The 14,523-nt window shown below is 70.7% G+C and carries 13 protein-coding genes; 7 read left to right on the top strand and 6 right to left on the bottom strand.

The annotated features are described in order from the left end of the window. Positions 1-9 precede the first annotated feature (9 nt). The 5 genes from ACFVR6_RS07815 to ACFVR6_RS07795 all read left to right on the top strand — a co-directional run bounded on the left by ACFVR6_RS07815 (position 10) and on the right by ACFVR6_RS07795 (position 4,937). The gene (locus ACFVR6_RS07815) at positions 10-1,299 is read left to right on the top strand and encodes an ABC transporter substrate-binding protein (RefSeq protein ID WP_386960856.1); all 1,290 of its coding nucleotides are present in this window, start codon (positions 10-12) and stop codon (positions 1,297-1,299) included. 45 nt (positions 1,300-1,344) lie between these two features. Continuing rightward, positions 1,345-2,298 carry a carbohydrate ABC transporter permease gene (locus ACFVR6_RS07810; protein ID WP_386960853.1) on the top strand — a complete coding sequence of 318 codons (954 nt, stop codon included), beginning with the start codon at positions 1,345-1,347 and terminating at the stop codon, positions 2,296-2,298. Next, positions 2,298-3,197 (top strand): carbohydrate ABC transporter permease, encoded by a 900-nt coding sequence (locus ACFVR6_RS07805; RefSeq protein WP_386960851.1) that lies wholly within the window; start codon positions 2,298-2,300, stop codon positions 3,195-3,197. Before ACFVR6_RS07810 ends, ACFVR6_RS07805 begins: the two co-directional genes overlap by 1 nt. After that, positions 3,194-4,153 (top strand): N-acetylglucosamine kinase, encoded by a 960-nt coding sequence (locus tag ACFVR6_RS07800; RefSeq protein WP_386960848.1) that lies wholly within the window; start codon positions 3,194-3,196, stop codon positions 4,151-4,153. Before ACFVR6_RS07805 ends, ACFVR6_RS07800 begins: the two co-directional genes overlap by 4 nt. A gap of 61 nt (positions 4,154-4,214) precedes the next feature. After that, complete coding sequence (locus tag ACFVR6_RS07795; RefSeq protein ID WP_386960845.1) at positions 4,215-4,937, top strand: NUDIX hydrolase; 723 nt, start codon at positions 4,215-4,217, stop codon at positions 4,935-4,937. A 3-nt stretch (positions 4,938-4,940) separates the two neighbouring features. Here ACFVR6_RS07795 and ACFVR6_RS07790 read toward each other — a convergent pair whose 3' ends face one another. Next, on the bottom strand, positions 4,941-5,564 hold the full coding sequence (locus ACFVR6_RS07790) for an LON peptidase substrate-binding domain-containing protein (protein ID WP_386960842.1): 624 nt from the start codon (positions 5,562-5,564) through the stop codon (positions 4,941-4,943). Between the two features lie 73 nt (positions 5,565-5,637). Between ACFVR6_RS07790 and ACFVR6_RS07785 the strand changes: the two genes are divergently transcribed. After that, a complete protein-coding gene (locus ACFVR6_RS07785; RefSeq protein ID WP_386960840.1) occupies positions 5,638-6,135 on the top strand; it encodes a DUF427 domain-containing protein in 498 nt (165 codons plus the stop codon). Between the two features lie 75 nt (positions 6,136-6,210). Further along, positions 6,211-6,609 (top strand): hypothetical protein, encoded by a 399-nt coding sequence (locus tag ACFVR6_RS07780; protein WP_386960837.1) that lies wholly within the window; start codon positions 6,211-6,213, stop codon positions 6,607-6,609. 9 nt (positions 6,610-6,618) lie between these two features. Here the strand turns inward: ACFVR6_RS07780 and ACFVR6_RS07775 are convergent, their stop codons facing one another. From ACFVR6_RS07775 to ACFVR6_RS07755, 5 genes are all read right to left on the bottom strand, one after another. Further along, the gene (locus tag ACFVR6_RS07775) at positions 6,619-9,639 is read right to left on the bottom strand and encodes an alpha-mannosidase (RefSeq protein ID WP_386960834.1); all 3,021 of its coding nucleotides are present in this window, start codon (positions 9,637-9,639) and stop codon (positions 6,619-6,621) included. 29 nt (positions 9,640-9,668) lie between these two features. Then, positions 9,669-10,514, bottom strand: coding sequence for a carbohydrate ABC transporter permease (locus tag ACFVR6_RS07770; RefSeq protein WP_386960832.1), 846 nt, complete (start codon positions 10,512-10,514; stop codon positions 9,669-9,671). Next, positions 10,511-11,443 carry a carbohydrate ABC transporter permease gene (locus ACFVR6_RS07765; RefSeq protein WP_386960829.1) on the bottom strand — a complete coding sequence of 311 codons (933 nt, stop codon included), beginning with the start codon at positions 11,441-11,443 and terminating at the stop codon, positions 10,511-10,513. Before ACFVR6_RS07765 ends, ACFVR6_RS07770 begins: the two co-directional genes overlap by 4 nt. 3 nt (positions 11,444-11,446) lie before the next feature. Then, positions 11,447-12,808, bottom strand: a complete 1,362-nt coding sequence (locus tag ACFVR6_RS07760) for an extracellular solute-binding protein (RefSeq protein ID WP_386960826.1) — start codon at positions 12,806-12,808, stop codon at positions 11,447-11,449. Positions 12,809-12,944: 136 nt separating this feature from the next. Then, the gene (locus ACFVR6_RS07755; RefSeq protein WP_386960823.1) at positions 12,945-14,177 is read right to left on the bottom strand and encodes an ROK family transcriptional regulator; all 1,233 of its coding nucleotides are present in this window, start codon (positions 14,175-14,177) and stop codon (positions 12,945-12,947) included. Between the last annotated feature and the right edge of the window lie 346 nt (positions 14,178-14,523).

The following is a 14,523-nucleotide window of genomic DNA, read 5'->3' as shown; positions in this document are numbered from 1 at the left end:
GAGAAACCGATGCGCAGACGCATCCTCACCACCACCGCGCTCGTGGCCGGCTCCGTGCTCGCCCTCAGCGCCTGTGCGCCCAGCGCGTCCAGCGGCGACACCGAAGCCGAATCGGGCGACGACGTCACCCTGACCGTCTGGTCGTGGCGCACCGAAGACGTCGAGGCCTACAACGCCATCTTCGACGTGTTCGAGGAGGCGCACCCGGGCATCACCGTCGAGTTCGAGGCCTTCCAGAACACCGAGTACAACCAGATCCTCACCACCGGTCTCGCCGGCAGCGACGGCCCCGACGTGCCGATGGTGCGCGCCTACGGTCAGCTGCAGCCCAACATCGAAGCCGGTCAGCTCGAGCCGATCGACGGCGAGGTCGAGGGTCTCGACGAGATCGCCGAGAGCGTGCTGGCCGGCGCCAAGGGCAAGGCCGACGGAAAGACGTACGCCGTGCCGCTGGCGACCCAGACCCTGCAGATGTTCTACAACAAGGCGATCTTCGAAGAGCAGGGGCTCGAGGTGCCGACCACGTGGGACGAGTTCATCGAGGTGAACGAGGCGCTGCTGTCCGCGGGTGTCACTCCGATGGCCCTCGGCGCCAAGGACGACTGGATCCTCCCGATCTTCGCCGACATCGTCGGCAGCGCCCGCTACGGCGGGTCGGAGTTCGAGCAGAAGGTGCTCACCGGCGAGACCGACTTCACCGACCCCGACTACGTCGCGTCGCTGGAGATCATCTCCGAACTGCAGCCCTACCTCACCCCCGACGTCGTGGGCGTGGGCTACACCGACAGTCAGATCCAGTTCACCTCGGGTCAGGCCGCGCAGTTCCCCGGCGGCTCGTTCGAGATCGCCACGTTCCGCAACCAGGCCCCCGACCTCGAGTTCGGCTCGTACCAGGTGCCGCTGCCCGAGGGCGCGGTACTGGATGCCCCCGTGTCGCCGGCCTACGCCGACGGCAACTTCGCCGTCAACGCCAAGTCGGAGAACAAGGAGGCCGCCTTCGAACTGCTGAACTGGCTCGCGACGGCCGAGTTCGGCCAGCTGGTGGCCGACGAGCTGAATCAGTTCTCGGCGATCCCGGGCGTGACCTACTCCGACGAGGTCATGCAGGAGGCGTGGGACAACTACGAGCAGGGCCAGGCGCCCTACCTGCTGCTGGTGGACTTCCGGTACGGAGAGCCCCTCGGCACCGCCGTGCTCGGCACCGAGATCCAGCGCATGTTCCTCGGCGAGACGGATGCCGCGGGGGCGGCCGCCACGCTGCAGACCGGCATCTCGCAGTGGTTCACGCCCGGCCAGTGATCCGCGTCCTGCCGCCGACCCTCTGAAGAAGGAGCAACGAAGACCATGTCCGTCATCGCCGTGCCGAAGGTGCGCAGCAAACGCGTGACCACCGGCGTGACCCTGTCGAGGCGAACGGGCATGGTCTTCGTCCTCCCGGCCCTCATCCTGTTCGCGGTGTTCATCGCCTACCCGCTGTTCACCGCGCTCAGCTACTCGTTCTTCTCGTGGACCGGCATCGTCCGCGGCGAGTTCGTCTGGTTCGAGAACTACGTGACGCTGTTCACCAAGCTGCCCTACAGCACCGACATCCCCAACGCCTTCCTCCACAACATCCTGCTGTTCGTGGGGGCGATGGTCTTCCAGAACACCATCGGCCTGGGGCTTGCGACGCTGCTGCACCGCGTGGGCCGGTTCAAGCAGTTCTTCCAGACGATGTACACGCTGCCCTACCTCGTCTCCCCGCTCGTGATCGGCTACCTGTGGTCGCTCATGCTGTCGCCGCTGTTCGGCCCGGTCAACGCCGTGCTGCGCGCGGTGGGGCTCGACGAGCTCGCCCAGCCCTGGCTCGGCAACCCGCAGACCGCGATCTGGGTGGTCGTCATCGTCACCGCCTGGCAGTGGATCGGGTTCCCGGTGCTTCTGTACGGCGCGGCGCTGGGCGGCATCCCGCAGGAACTCGACGAAGCGGCATCCCTCGACGGTGCGAGCGCGTGGCAGCGATTCCGCTCGGTGACCCTGCCGCTCATGGTGCCGGCGATCGGCACGGTGAGCGTGCTCACCTTCATCGGCGCGATGGAGGCGTTCCCGATCCCGTACGCGCTCGGCGGGTCGCAGGGCAACCCCGCAGGCGCCACCGATGTGCTGAGCCTGCTGTTCTACCGCACTGCGTTCGAATCGGGCGCGTCCAACGCGATCGGCACGAGCTCGGCCATCGCCACGCTGCTGTTCGCCTTCATCTTCGGTGTCGCCGTGCTGTTCACGGTGATGCTGCGCCGCGCAGAACGGAACCTCACCTGATGACCGCGACGCTCACCCCGACCGCCGGCCCGCGCGGATCGGCATCCACCCCGCCCGACGCACACCGTCGCCGGAGGCAGCGCCCCACCGTCGGCGGGTTCGCGGCCAGCACCTTCCTGTGGCTCTACGCCGCGATCTCGATCGCGCCGCTGCTGCTGATGGTCTCCAACTCGCTCCGCACGACGCAGGACATGGCGCAGAATCCGCTGGGACTGCCCCTGCCACCGGACTTCACGAGCTACCAGAAGGCGTGGGTCACGGCGTCGTTCGAGACCTACTTCTTCAACTCGATCTTCGTCACCGTCGCTTCGGTGGTGCTCTCCACTGCCGTGTCGCTCCTGGCGGCGTACGCATTCGCGCGCACCCGGTCGAAGATGTTCACCTCGCTGGAGGGCCTGTTCCTCTCGGGCCTCATGCTGCCGGTGTACCTCGCGATCCTGCCGCTGTTCTTCCTGCTCGACTCGCTCGGGATGATCTCGAACCTCTGGAGCCTGATCCTGGTCTATGCCGCGCTCGGCATCCCGTTCTCCACCTTCGTGCTCGCCGCCTTCTTCCGGCAGCTGCCGATCGAGCTCGACGAGGCGGCCAGGCTCGACGGCGCCGGCCCGTTCCAGACCTTCTGGCGTGTGCACCTGCCGCTGGTCAAGCCCGCCATCGCGACGGTCATCGTCTTCCGGTTCGTGCCGGTGTGGAACGACTTCTTCTACCCGCTCATCCTGATCCGCGACCGCGACTCCTACACGCTGCCGGTGGGTATCACCCGCTTCTTCGGCGAATACCAGACCGACTGGGCGACGCTGTTCGCCGGGCTCACCCTGGCGACGATCCCACTCGTCGTGCTGTTCCTCATCGCGACCAAGCAGATCGTGTCGGGGCTGACCGCGGGCATGAGCAAGTGAGGTATCTGCTCGGCATCGACATCGGCGGTTCGGGGAGCCGGGTCGCCCTCGCCGGGGGCGGTGCGGGGCGCACCGAGTTCGCGGGGGAACGCATCGGGATCACGGCCGCGGGCAGCACCGTTCCCGACACGGTCATCGCACTCGTGCGCCGCGCGCTGGCGGAATGGCCCGCGGCCACCGAGGACCTCGCCGGCGTCGGGGTGGGTGCGACGGGGCTCGCGACTCTCGTCGAGCGCCCCGACGACCTCGTCGCCGACGTGGCGATGACGGTCGCCACGGCGACGGGGCATCGGGTGGGAGTCGCGATCGCGGTCGACGCCGTCACGGCGCACCTCGGTGCGCTCGGTGGCGACGGCGGGGTGATCGTCGCACTCGGCACCGGCGCCATCGCGTTGGGCACCGACGGGCGCGACATCTGGCGTCGCGTCGACGGCTGGGGACACCTCCTCGGCGATCGCGGCGCCGGGGCGTGGATCGGCATGCAGGGTCTCGGGCAGGCGATGCGGGCATACGACGGCGTGGATGCCACCGGTGCGGTGCTGCTCGATGCCGCGCGCCGCCGCTTCGGCGAGCCGCTCACCTGGCCGGGGCAGCTCTACACGCGGGCAGATCGGGCCGGGGTGCTGGCGTCGTTCGCCGCCGACGTCGTGTCGGCCGCGGCCGACGGCGACGCGTCGTCGACCGCGATCGTGGTGGAGGCGGGGCGTGAGGCCGCCCGCAGCGCCGCGGCCGCGCTGCACCCGGGGCTGCCACCGGTCGTCGCGACCACCGGAGGCATGTTCCGCGCCGCCGGCGCGCTCACCGCCGCGTTCGCAGAGACGCTCAGCGAGCTGCGCCCCGACGCGGCGCTGCAGACTGCGGTCGGCGATCCGCTGGACGGTGCGCTGATCCTGGCCGAGCGAGCCGCGAGCGGGGCGATCGACACCCACACGCCGTACGTCTGGGTGGGGTACTGACCCTTCCGCCGCGGCGCGGGCCCGACGGCGGGGTGTCGGCGATCCGGCGTAGCCTGAGGTCATGCCCGCCACCCTCGCCCCGCAGTTCGCGCGGGAGCAGCTGGCGGCGCTCGCGGCGCAGGCGGCGAGCGGTGAGGGTGCCGGTTTCGCCTCCCTCATCGAGCAGCCGATCCCGGCGGACTCGCGTCCGGCCGCCGTGCTCATCCTGTTCGGCGTTCTCGACGAACGGCTCAGCGCCCACCAGGCGCAGGATGCCGCGGTCTCGCGCGACCTCGACGTGCTGCTGCTCGCGCGCGCCGCGACCCTGCGCTCGCATCCGGGGCAGGTCGCGTTCCCGGGCGGCCGCGTCGACCCCGGCGACGGCGGCGCGGTCGGTGCGGCGCTCCGGGAAGCGCGGGAGGAGACCGGGCTCGAGCCGTCGGGTGTCGAAGTTCTCGGCGAGCTCGAGACCATTCCGCTGGTGTACTCCCGGCATCTCGTGACCCCTGTGCTCGGGTGGTGGCGGCATCCGTCGCCCGTCCACGTCGTCGACGAGGCGGAGTCGGCGGATGTCTTCCGGGCCCCCGTCGCGGACCTTCTCGACCCCGCCAACCGCGGCGTCACCGTGCTGCGCCGCGCCGGTCAGGAGTTCCGCAGCGCCGCGTTCCACGTGCACCACGGCACCGGGGTGCACCTGGTGTGGGGATTCACGGCGATGGTGCTCGACGCGCTGTTCGAGCGCCTCGGCTGGACCGAGCCGTGGGATGAGACGGTCGAGCTGCCCCTCGACCCTCCCGTGCGCTGAGCCTCAGACGAGGTCGTCGCCCGACCGGCGCGTCAGCAGCGGCTCGATGTCGAGGGTGAGGTCGATCACCTGGCGCAGCAGCCCGCCGAGGGTGGTCGAGCGCAGCAGGGTGAAGCGGTCGAGCTCACCCAGCGGGGCGATCGCGGCGAGCTGCCAGGACGATTCGACCGGATCGGGCGACAGCTCGATCGCGGCATCCCACTGCACCCGTTCGTCGTCGCCCGCGAGGGCGAGCACGCGCCGCACGATCCGCTCGGCCTCGTCGCGCAGCGGCGTGAGGGCGTCGGCCCACTGAAGCGGGGCGACGGGGGAGACCTCCGCCACCGGGTAGGGATCGTCGGGCAGCCAGCGGTCGACGGCGATGCGTTCGGCGCCCACGGCGATCACCTGCAGATCGGTCGCCGTGGCGGCCACGCGCACGAGCCGCGCCATCGTCCCGATGCTGCTGCGCTGATCGCCGCCGCCCGCTTCGGGCCCGCGTTCGATGAGCACCACGCCGAACTGCGGCTCCGTCTCATCGAGCAGGCGACCGATCATGGTGAGGTAGCGCGGCTCGAACACCCGCAGCGGCAGCGGGGTGAAGGGCAGCAGGACGGAGCCCAGCGGGAACATCGGCACGCCGGTCATGGCGACAGTCAACCACCCGCGCGCCCCGCGCAACCCCTCGCGGCGCATCTCACCGCATTCGTACAGTGAGCACATGGCCCGTCCTCATCCCGAACCCGTCACCGCCGGCCAGGAGTCGGTCTGGGACTACCCGCGCCCGCCGCGCATCGAGCGCGTCGACACCCCGGTGACCATCGACTTCGGCGGCATCCGCGTCGTCGACACCGCCGACGTCGTGCGGGTGCTGGAGACGAGCCACCCGCCGGTGTACTACCTGCCGATCGCGGCGTTCGCGCCGGGCACCCTCATCCCCGCGTCCGGCAGCTCGTTCTGCGAGTTCAAGGGAGCCGCACGATACTTCGATGTGCGTGCGGGCGATCTCGTCGCCGAGCGCGCCGCCTGGAACTACCCGGAGCCCTCACCGGGATACGAACTGCTCACCGACCGGGTCGCGGTGTACGCGGCGCCGATGGACCGCTGCACGGTCGCCGGCGAAACCGTCACTCCGCAGCCGGGGCTCTTCTACGGCGGATGGGTGACGTCGTGGGTGCGCGGTCCGTTCAAGGGCGGCCCCGGGTCGATGGGTTGGTGACCGCGGCGCCGGGACGCGCGGCCGGCGGCGCACGCGGCCGTCGCCGATGTCGGGGCGCGGTGGCATCATCGGGCCATGACGCGCTACGCGATCGATGCGCCCACGGCGCTGCGACTGATCGAAGAGGATGCCGCGATCGGTGAGGGGCACGCCCTGGTGGGGCCCGCCGTGCTGCGCAGCGACGTCCTGTCGCTGCTGTACCGGGCGACCCGAGCCGGCACGCTCGACGAGCGGGTCGCCCGTGCACGGCTGGAGCGGCTCGCCGAGCTGAAGATCCGGCTGCTGGGCGATCGCGTCTCGCGCGCCACGGCTTGGAAGCTCGCGACACGGCTGGGCTGGGACGACACCCGGCCGGCGGAGTACCTCGCCGTCGCAGTGCTGCAGGCCGACCTGATCGTCACCGCCGATCCGCTGCTGCGGGGCGGGGCAGAGGACCTCGTCGCGCTCGCCCCGTATGAGGCGCTGCTGCGCTGACGACACGCGTCAGCGGCGGATGCGCACCGTCGTCAGCTGGAACCGTTCCAGCTGCACCGTGAACCCGGCCGTCGCTGCCGCAGCCGTCGGCGTCACGGCCTTGATGACGTCCCCGGGCACAGGCCGCTCGAGCAGATCGGTCTGCTCCGCGGCCGTCCAGTCGAAGCCGGGACGGATCGTCGCGCACCGGCGGTTGCCGCGGGCCTCGTACAGGCGCACGATGACATCGCCCGAACCGTCGTCGGCGAGCTTGACCGCCTCGACCACGATGCCCGGGCCGTCGACCTCGAGCGCCGGCGCGACGGGAGTCGCTCCCCGCACCGTCGTCACCGGCAGGTTCAGCCGGAACCCCTGCGCGACCGCCTCGGACACGTCAGCGCCCGGCAGCACCGACACGCGGAACTCGTGCGTGCCCTGGTCCGCCCCCGGGTCGGGGAAGAGCGGCGCGCGCACGAGCGTCACGCGCGCGACGGTGTGACGGCCACCCGACGTGCCCGCGCCGTGATGCACGTCGTGGCCGTAGCTCGCGTCGTTGGCGATGCTCACGCCGTACGCGCCCTCCGCCAGACGCAGCCACCGGTGGGCGACGGTCTCGAACTTCGCGGCATCCCACGAGGTGTTCGCGTGGACGGAGCGGGTGAGGTGCCCGAATTGGATCTCCGACTCCGTCTGCTCCGCGCGCAGGCGCAGCGGGAAGGCGAGCTTGAGCATCTTCTGCCGCTCGTGCCAGTCGGCCCGCACGATGATGTCGAGGGCGCCGGTGGCGGCATCCACCCGGAACTCCTGCTCGATGCGGGAGGCGCCGAACGACCGGCGTACGACCAGTCCCGCGCCGTCGTCGGTCGGGCTCACCTCCTCGGCATCCCCCAGTTCGGTGGACACCGCGGTGTCCTCGGCGTCGATGTTCCACGCATCCCATTCGCGGGGCGTGTCGCGGAACAGCTGCAGCACGCCCGCTGGGCGGTCGGGGGCGACCAGTTCACGGTCGGCGATGCGGTCGTACCCGCCGACGACCCGGCCGCCGGCGTCGAGTGTCCACGTGACGCGGGGGTGGTTGAACACCCACGTGTCGCCGTCGGCGCGCACCCGGATGGGAGCTGCCGTCGCTGCGGCGGCCACCCCGAGTGCGGCGGAGCCGGCCAGGGGCACCGGAGCGGCGTTGGCGGTGAGTTCCACATCGCCGAACCCGGTCAGCACCTGGAGTGCGGTGTCGATGATGTCGCCCAGCTCGGCGGCGACGCGCGCGTACTCGGCCTCCGCCTGCTGGTGCACCCACGCGATGGACGTGCCCGGCAGGATGTCATGGAACTGCTGCAGCAGCACGGTCTGCCACAGGCGCCGCAGCCGCTCGGCGGGGTACGGGGCGCCGGTGCGCACGGTGGCGAGCGTCGCCCACAGCTCGGCGGCGCGCAGCAGGTGCTCGCTGCGGCGGTTGCCGCGCTTGGTGCGGGCCTGCGCGCTGTAGGCCCCGCGGTGGTACTCGAGGTACAGCTCGCCCGACCAGACCGGGGGAGCGCTGTACTCGGCTTCGGCGTCGCGGAAGAACTGCGCGGGCGAACCCAGGCGCACCTTCGGCGACCCCTCGAGGTCGGCAGTGCGGCGGGCCGCCGCGATCATCTCGCGTGTCGGCCCGCCGCCGCCGTCCCCCCAGCCGAACGGAGCCAGTGACGAACTGGCATCCGCCTTCTCGCCGAACTGTCGTTCGGCGCGAGCGAGCTCTGCGCCGGACAGTTCGGAGTTATACGTGTCGACGGGCGGGAAGTGGGTGAACACCCGCGTCCCGTCGATCCCCTCCCACAAGAACGTGTGGTGCGGCATGCGGTTGGTCTCGTTCCAGGAGATCTTCTGGGTGAGGAACCACCGCGACCCCGCTTCGGCGATGATCTGCGGCAACGCCGCCGAGTAGCCGAACGAGTCGGGCAGCCACACCTCGAGCGGCTCGACGCCGAACTCCTCGAGGAAGAACCGCTTGCCCTCCACGAACTGGCGCACCAGCGCCTCGGAACCGGGCATGTTGGTGTCGGATTCCACCCACATCCCGCCGACCGGCACGAATCTGCCCGAGTGGACCGCCGTCACGATGCGGGCGAACAGCTCGGGGTAGTGCTGCTTGATCCATGCGTACTGCTGCGCCGACGAGGCGGCGAAGACGAAGTCGTCATCGCGCTCGATGAGATCCAGCACGTTCGAGAACGTGCGCGCCACCTTGCGCACCGTCTCGCGCACCGGCCAGAGCCAGGCGGAGTCGATGTGCGCGTGACCGACGGCGGTGATGCGATGCGAGGATGCCGCGGCCGGCGAGGCCAGCACGCCCGCCAGTTCGGCGCGGGCGGCCGTGGCGGTGCCGGCCGGGTCATCGGGGTCGAGGGCGTCGACGGCGCGACCGAGCGCGGCGAGCACGCGCGCGTGGCGGGTGCGGTCGGGGTCGAGCTGGTCGACGAGGCCGCGGAGGGTCCAGATGTCCTGGGTCAGCTCCCACACCTCGCGGTCGAGCAGCCCCAGTTCGAGCGTCTCGAGGCGGTAGATCGGGTCGGCGCCGGCCGTCGCCAGGTCGCCCAGCGGCGTCGGGGCGAAGGTGAAGGTTCCCGCGACGCTCGGGTTGCTCGCCGCCTCGATGTAGAGGTCCACCGTTTCCGTCTCGATCGGCACCGTGGCGTTGCGCGGCTCGATGGCCTTGACGATGGATCCGTCTGGGCGGAACACCAGCGCCTCCGCCTGGAACCCCGGCGCGGAGGAGTCGAAACCGAGATCGACGCACAGCTCGACCGCGGTGCCGGCGGCATCGGCCCAGCCGGCGGGCACGACGCCGGTGACGTGGAACCACACCGTGCCCCACGGCCGGCCCCATCGGGTGCCGACCTCGAACGGTGCGTATGTCGCCGCCACGGCCTCGGCGAACGGCACCGGTTCGCCGGGCACCTCCCACGCGGTGATCGTGAGCGGCGCGCGATCGCGGTACAGCGCCGCGCCCAGCCGGTCGCGGCTGAGGCGATCGATGCGTTGGAGGGAGAGGCGGTCGTTGCGGTGCATGCGTGTCCAGACGTGGGGAGCGGCGGGCGTCAGCCCTTGACCGCACCGGAGAGGGCGAAGGTGCCGCCGAGGCCGCGCGTGACGAGCACGTACAGACCGAGGACCGGCAGGGAGTAGAGGAGGGAGTAGGCGGCGAGGCGGCCGTATGCGACGGTGCCGTACTGGCCGAAGAACGAGTAGATGGACACCGCGGCGGGCTGCCAGTCGGGGGAGTACAGCAGCACGAACGGGACGAAGAAGTTGCCCCACGCCTGCAGGAACACGAAGACGAAGACGACGCTGAGGGCCGGGCGCATGAGCGGCACGACGATGCGGCCGAGCGCCGTCATGGCGCTCGCCCCGTCGACCCATGCGGCCTCCTCGAGGCTCACCGGAACGGAGTCCATGAAGTTCTTGGTCATCCACAGCGCCATCGGCAGCGCGCTCGCCGCGAGGAACAGCGCCACCGCCCACGGCTGGTCGATGAGGCGCAGCTGCACGAACAGGCTGTACACCGGCACCATGATCGCGGTGATCGGCAGGCAGCTGGCGAACAGCACGGAGTACAGGAACGGGGCGTTGAACCGCGACCGGAACCGCGAGAGCGGGTAGGCGGCGAGCACGGCGACGACGACCGTGACCAGGGCCGCCGCCGTCGACAGCAGCAGGCTGTTCAGCAAGGGCCGGAGCGTGAGCTCGGGGGTGAGCACGTCGGTGAAGTTGTCGAGCGTGGGCTGGGTGGGGATCTTCACCTGGTAGCCGGCCGACGAGTCGAACGCCGCCAGCACGACCCACGCCAGCGGCAGGGCGAAGATCACTCCGATGACGATGAGCACGAGGTTCGCCCAGAACTTCGTGGCGGAGCGGGTGGGCCCCGCGATGCTCGGCAGGCTCATGCGCGACCACCGGCGCGTCGCAGCGACACGACGTACCCGATCGAGAACACGGCCCCCAGCACCAGCATGATGACGGCGATCGCATTGCCGTACCCGATGTCACCGAACTGGAACGCCTCGGTGTAGGCGAGCACCGGCAGGGTGCTCGAGAGGTTGCCGGGGCCTCCGCTGGTCATCACCCAGATGAGGGTGAACACCGACAGCGTCTGCAGCGTCGTCAGCATGAGGTTGGTGAAGATGGTCCCGCGGATCATCGGCAGGGTGATGAGCCGCAGCCGCTGCCAGCCGCCCGCACCGTCGAGCATCGACGACTCGATGATCTCCGGCGGCACGTCATCGAGCGCGGCGCGGTAGATCATCATCGAGAACGCGGTGCCGCGCCATGTGTTGGCCAGGATGATCGCGACCACGGGGAACGCGTACAGCCAGTTCGGGCCCTCGATGCCGACGGCCGCGAGGATGCCGTTGAGCGTGCCGTCCGCCGACAGGAAGGCGTAGCTGACGAACGCGGCGACGATCTCGGGCAGCACCCACGCCGTCACCACCAGCACGCCGACGGTGCCGGCCACGGCGCGACTGCCGGAGCGGAAGAGGACCGCCAGGAGCAGGCCGAGCACGTTCTGGCCGATGATCGCCGAGCCCACGACGAACACCACCGTCACGCCGATCGACAGCGGCAGCACGGGGTCGGCGAACAGTCGCGCGTAATTGTCGAAACCGACGAACTGCGGGTCGGCTGCCCGCGTGCCGCTGAGCGCACGGTCGCTCAGCGAGCCGACCAGCGCCCACGCGATCGGGCCGGCGAGGAAGATCAGCAGCAGCCCCGCAGCGGGCACCAGCGGCAACGCCCGGGCGGGCGTGGCTCGATCGCCGATGCGGCTGCGGGGCTGACGGCGGATCGTCGTCGGCTCGGTCGCGGTCGAAGTCATCCGCTACTTCACGATGACGTTGTCTTCGCCGACGATCTGACGCACGGCGTCGTCGTAGGCGGCGGCGGCTTCTTCGGGGCTCTGCTGACCGGTGATGACCGCTTCGGTGGCCTGCTGCGCCGCCACCGAGATCTGCGGGTAGTCGCCGGTGGCGGGGCGGAAGTGGGTCACCGCGACCGCCTCCGACACGTCGCCGACGAACGGGTTCGCCTCGAGGTAGCTGGGCTCCTCGGCCACGTCGGTGCGCACCGCGATCTGCGCGTTGTTGACGGCGTACCAGAGTGAGTTCTCGGCGTTGAGCGCCGTCGTGATGAATTCGAATGCCAGATCGGGCTGGTCGGTCGTGGCGGAGGCCGCGAGGGTCCAGCCGCCGGACATGCTCACCCCGCCCGGCTCCTCACCGTTCTGCGTCGGGAACAGGGCGACGCCCATGACCTCGCCGTACTCGGGCCACTCGTACGAGCCGCCCTCGATCCAGAACGACGGCGTGTACGAGCCCTCCACGGTGGCTCCCAGCATGTCCTGCGGGAACATCTCGCCGAACACCGCCTGCCACACATTCGGGTCGAGCGCCTGGTCGGGGGCGACGGCATACCCCTCTTCGTACAGCGTCTGCAGGAACTCGAGCGAGTCGATGAACCCCTGCGACTCCACGACCCACTTGCCCTCGGCATCGTCGTAGAGGCCGGTGCCGTCGCCGGTGCCGTAGAGCAGCTCGTAGAAGCTCTGCATCACGGTGCCCTCGCCCGTGCCGGTGCCGGCATACATGTTGAACGGGACGACGTCGGGCTGGCTGCTCTTGATCTGTGCGGCGACGTCGAGGATGTCCTGCCAGTTCTCCGGCTGCCAGGGCACCGGCACCCCGGCTGCTTCGAGCACGTTGGTGTTGTACCAGATGACGCGGGTGTCGGTGCCGAGCGGGAGCGCGTACACGCTGCCGTCACCGCCGTCGCCGGCGGCCTTCGCCCCCTCGTCGAAGAGCGCCCAGTCCTCCCACTCGGCGAGGTGATCGTCGAGGTTCAGCAGATACCCGGCCTCCACATCGCTGCGCACATTGAAGGTGTCTTCGTAGAACACGTCGGGGGCGGTGTCCTCGGAACCCAGGGACAGCTGCAAGCGCGTCTTGTAGTCGTCGTCGGTGGCCGTGATCGGCTGCAGGTCGACGGTGATACCTTCGTTCGCGGCCTCGAACTGCTCCTTCGCCTTCGTGAGGAGAGTGTCCAGCGCCGTGAACGAGTCGGTCTTGGAATACACCACGGTGATCGTGTTCTCGTCATCGGCGGAGTCGCCGGCGGTGCATCCGCCGAGGACGAGGGTGAGTCCGGTGGCCGCGGCCAGCGCCGTCAGTGCTGCTGACTTTCTCATGGTGCTCCCTTGCTCGCATGTGACCGCGCAGCGAGACCGCCGGCGGACGGCCAAATAAGTCAAGCGAATGGACTATTAGGTGTCAAGCCGACCCCACGGCTGTCGGGTCACGCTTCGGTCACGCTTGCGGCAGGTCTCAGCTCAGCAGCAGGGATCGCGGCTGCGGCGCGAGCGCGGCATCCAGGACGAGACACGCGGCGCCGATCGCGCCCACGTCGTCGCCGAGACCCGTGCCGGCCACGTCGACGTGGTGGAGACCGCGAGCCACCAGCAGGGCTGTCAGCAGTTCGGGGATGTCGGCCTCGAGCCACGGGGCGAGACGGTGCCACATCGGGCCGCCGATGATGACGCGGTCGACGTCGAGCAGGTTGCACACCACCGCCAAGGCTCGTGCGATGCGCTCGGCGGCGCGCTCGAGCAGGGCGAGCGCGCCCTCGTCGCCGGCAGCGGCCAGTTCCACGAGGCGGGTGAGGGCCTCATCGATCGATCGCGGGTCGTTGTCGGCGTGCGTCGTGGCGAGCAGTCCGAGCGCCTCGGCCTCCGCCACCAGCGCCGCCGGCGTGCAGCTCACCGCAACGCAGCCGCGGGAACCGCACGCGCACGGCGGACCGTCCGGGTCCACCGGGATGTGGCCGATCTCGCCGGCGTTGCCCGAGCCGCCGCGCACGATGTCTTCGCCGAGCACGAGGCCGACACCGAGGCCGATGCCGATGTAGAGGAACGCGAAGCTCATGCCGCCCGGGGCGCGCTCGTTCCATCGCTCGGCGACGGCGGCCGCCGTGACGTCCTTGTCGAGTACCACCGGCAGCCCCGTGCCCTCAGCGATCGCGTCGCGTAGCGGCACCCGATGCCAGCCGCCGAGGTTCGGCGGATCGACGATGATGCCCCGCTCGGCGTCGATCGGGCCCGGGGCGGCGATGCCCACCCCGACGACGCGGTCGCGGTCGACGGCGGACGTGTTCAGCAGGCGGTCGATTTCGGTGACGATGAGCCGGACGGTGTGCTCGGGGTCGTTCGCGCTCGGGGTGGGTCGAGTGCGGCTGTCGATGACCGCGCCGTCGATGCCGAGCAGCACGAAGGTCAGCACGCTCGGGTCCAGGTGCACCCCGACGGCGTACCGGCTGGTTCCCACCAGGCGCAGCGTCGTGCGGGGCTTGCCCGGGCCCGCTGCGGCGGCGGAGCGGCCGGCTTCCTCGATGATGCCGGCATCCAGCAGTCGGGCGCAGATGTTCGAGACGGTCTGCGCCGACAGGCCGGTGGTCGCGGCGAGTTCGACGCGGCTGAGCCCGTCGGCGCGACGGATCTGGTCGAGCACGACGGCCTGGTTGTACCCGCCGACACTCGGCTGATTCGCGCCGCGTCTGACCATCGCGCACTCGCCTCGACTCTGTTGGCTCGCCCGGCATGGCATGCGCGGAATCCGGGCCCGCGCACCGGGTACGGCACTGAGCGTAGCGGGGCCGCGGACCGTTTGCCTCCCCCGTCGGCGCCGGCGCCGGCGGCAGGCCCTCCGCAGAACCGAAACGTTTCAACTCCGCGCCGTCGCGCGTGCCCGTCGCCGTCGGTGCCTCCCCGCGCGCGGGCCGCCCCGCGCCCGCGCGCGAGCCGCCCCGCGCCCGCGCGCGAGCCGCCCCGCGCCCGCGCGCGAGCCGCCCCTCGGAGCTGCTCCGGTGTCACTCGCGCACAGTGCCCGCCCCTAGCATCCGCCATTCGTG

Source organism: Microbacterium sp. NPDC058021 (assembly GCF_042885955.1).
Taxonomy (GTDB): Bacteria; Actinomycetota; Actinomycetes; order Actinomycetales; family Microbacteriaceae; genus Microbacterium.
This window is presented reverse-complemented; position numbering and strand designations above follow the sequence as displayed.

Bases quoted from the DNA above. Each gene is read 5' to 3' on its own strand.
- ACFVR6_RS07815 (WP_386960856.1), top strand. From the start codon at position 10: ATGCGCAGACGCATCCTCACCACCACCGCGCTCGTGGCCGGCTCCGTG.
- ACFVR6_RS07810 (WP_386960853.1), top strand. From the start codon at position 1,345: ATGTCCGTCATCGCCGTGCCGAAGGTGCGCAGCAAACGCGTGACCACC.
- ACFVR6_RS07805 (WP_386960851.1), top strand. From the start codon at position 2,298: ATGACCGCGACGCTCACCCCGACCGCCGGCCCGCGCGGATCGGCATCC.
- ACFVR6_RS07795 (WP_386960845.1), top strand. From the start codon at position 4,215: ATGCCCGCCACCCTCGCCCCGCAGTTCGCGCGGGAGCAGCTGGCGGCG.
- ACFVR6_RS07790 (WP_386960842.1), bottom strand. From the start codon at position 5,564: ATGACCGGCGTGCCGATGTTCCCGCTGGGCTCCGTCCTGCTGCCCTTC.
- ACFVR6_RS07785 (WP_386960840.1), top strand. From the start codon at position 5,638: ATGGCCCGTCCTCATCCCGAACCCGTCACCGCCGGCCAGGAGTCGGTC.
- ACFVR6_RS07780 (WP_386960837.1), top strand. From the start codon at position 6,211: ATGACGCGCTACGCGATCGATGCGCCCACGGCGCTGCGACTGATCGAA.
- ACFVR6_RS07775 (WP_386960834.1), bottom strand. From the start codon at position 9,639: ATGCACCGCAACGACCGCCTCTCCCTCCAACGCATCGATCGCCTCAGC.
- ACFVR6_RS07770 (WP_386960832.1), bottom strand. From the start codon at position 10,514: ATGAGCCTGCCGAGCATCGCGGGGCCCACCCGCTCCGCCACGAAGTTC.
- ACFVR6_RS07765 (WP_386960829.1), bottom strand. From the start codon at position 11,443: ATGACTTCGACCGCGACCGAGCCGACGACGATCCGCCGTCAGCCCCGC.
- ACFVR6_RS07760 (WP_386960826.1), bottom strand. From the start codon at position 12,808: ATGAGAAAGTCAGCAGCACTGACGGCGCTGGCCGCGGCCACCGGACTC.
- ACFVR6_RS07755 (WP_386960823.1), bottom strand. From the start codon at position 14,177: ATGGTCAGACGCGGCGCGAATCAGCCGAGTGTCGGCGGGTACAACCAG.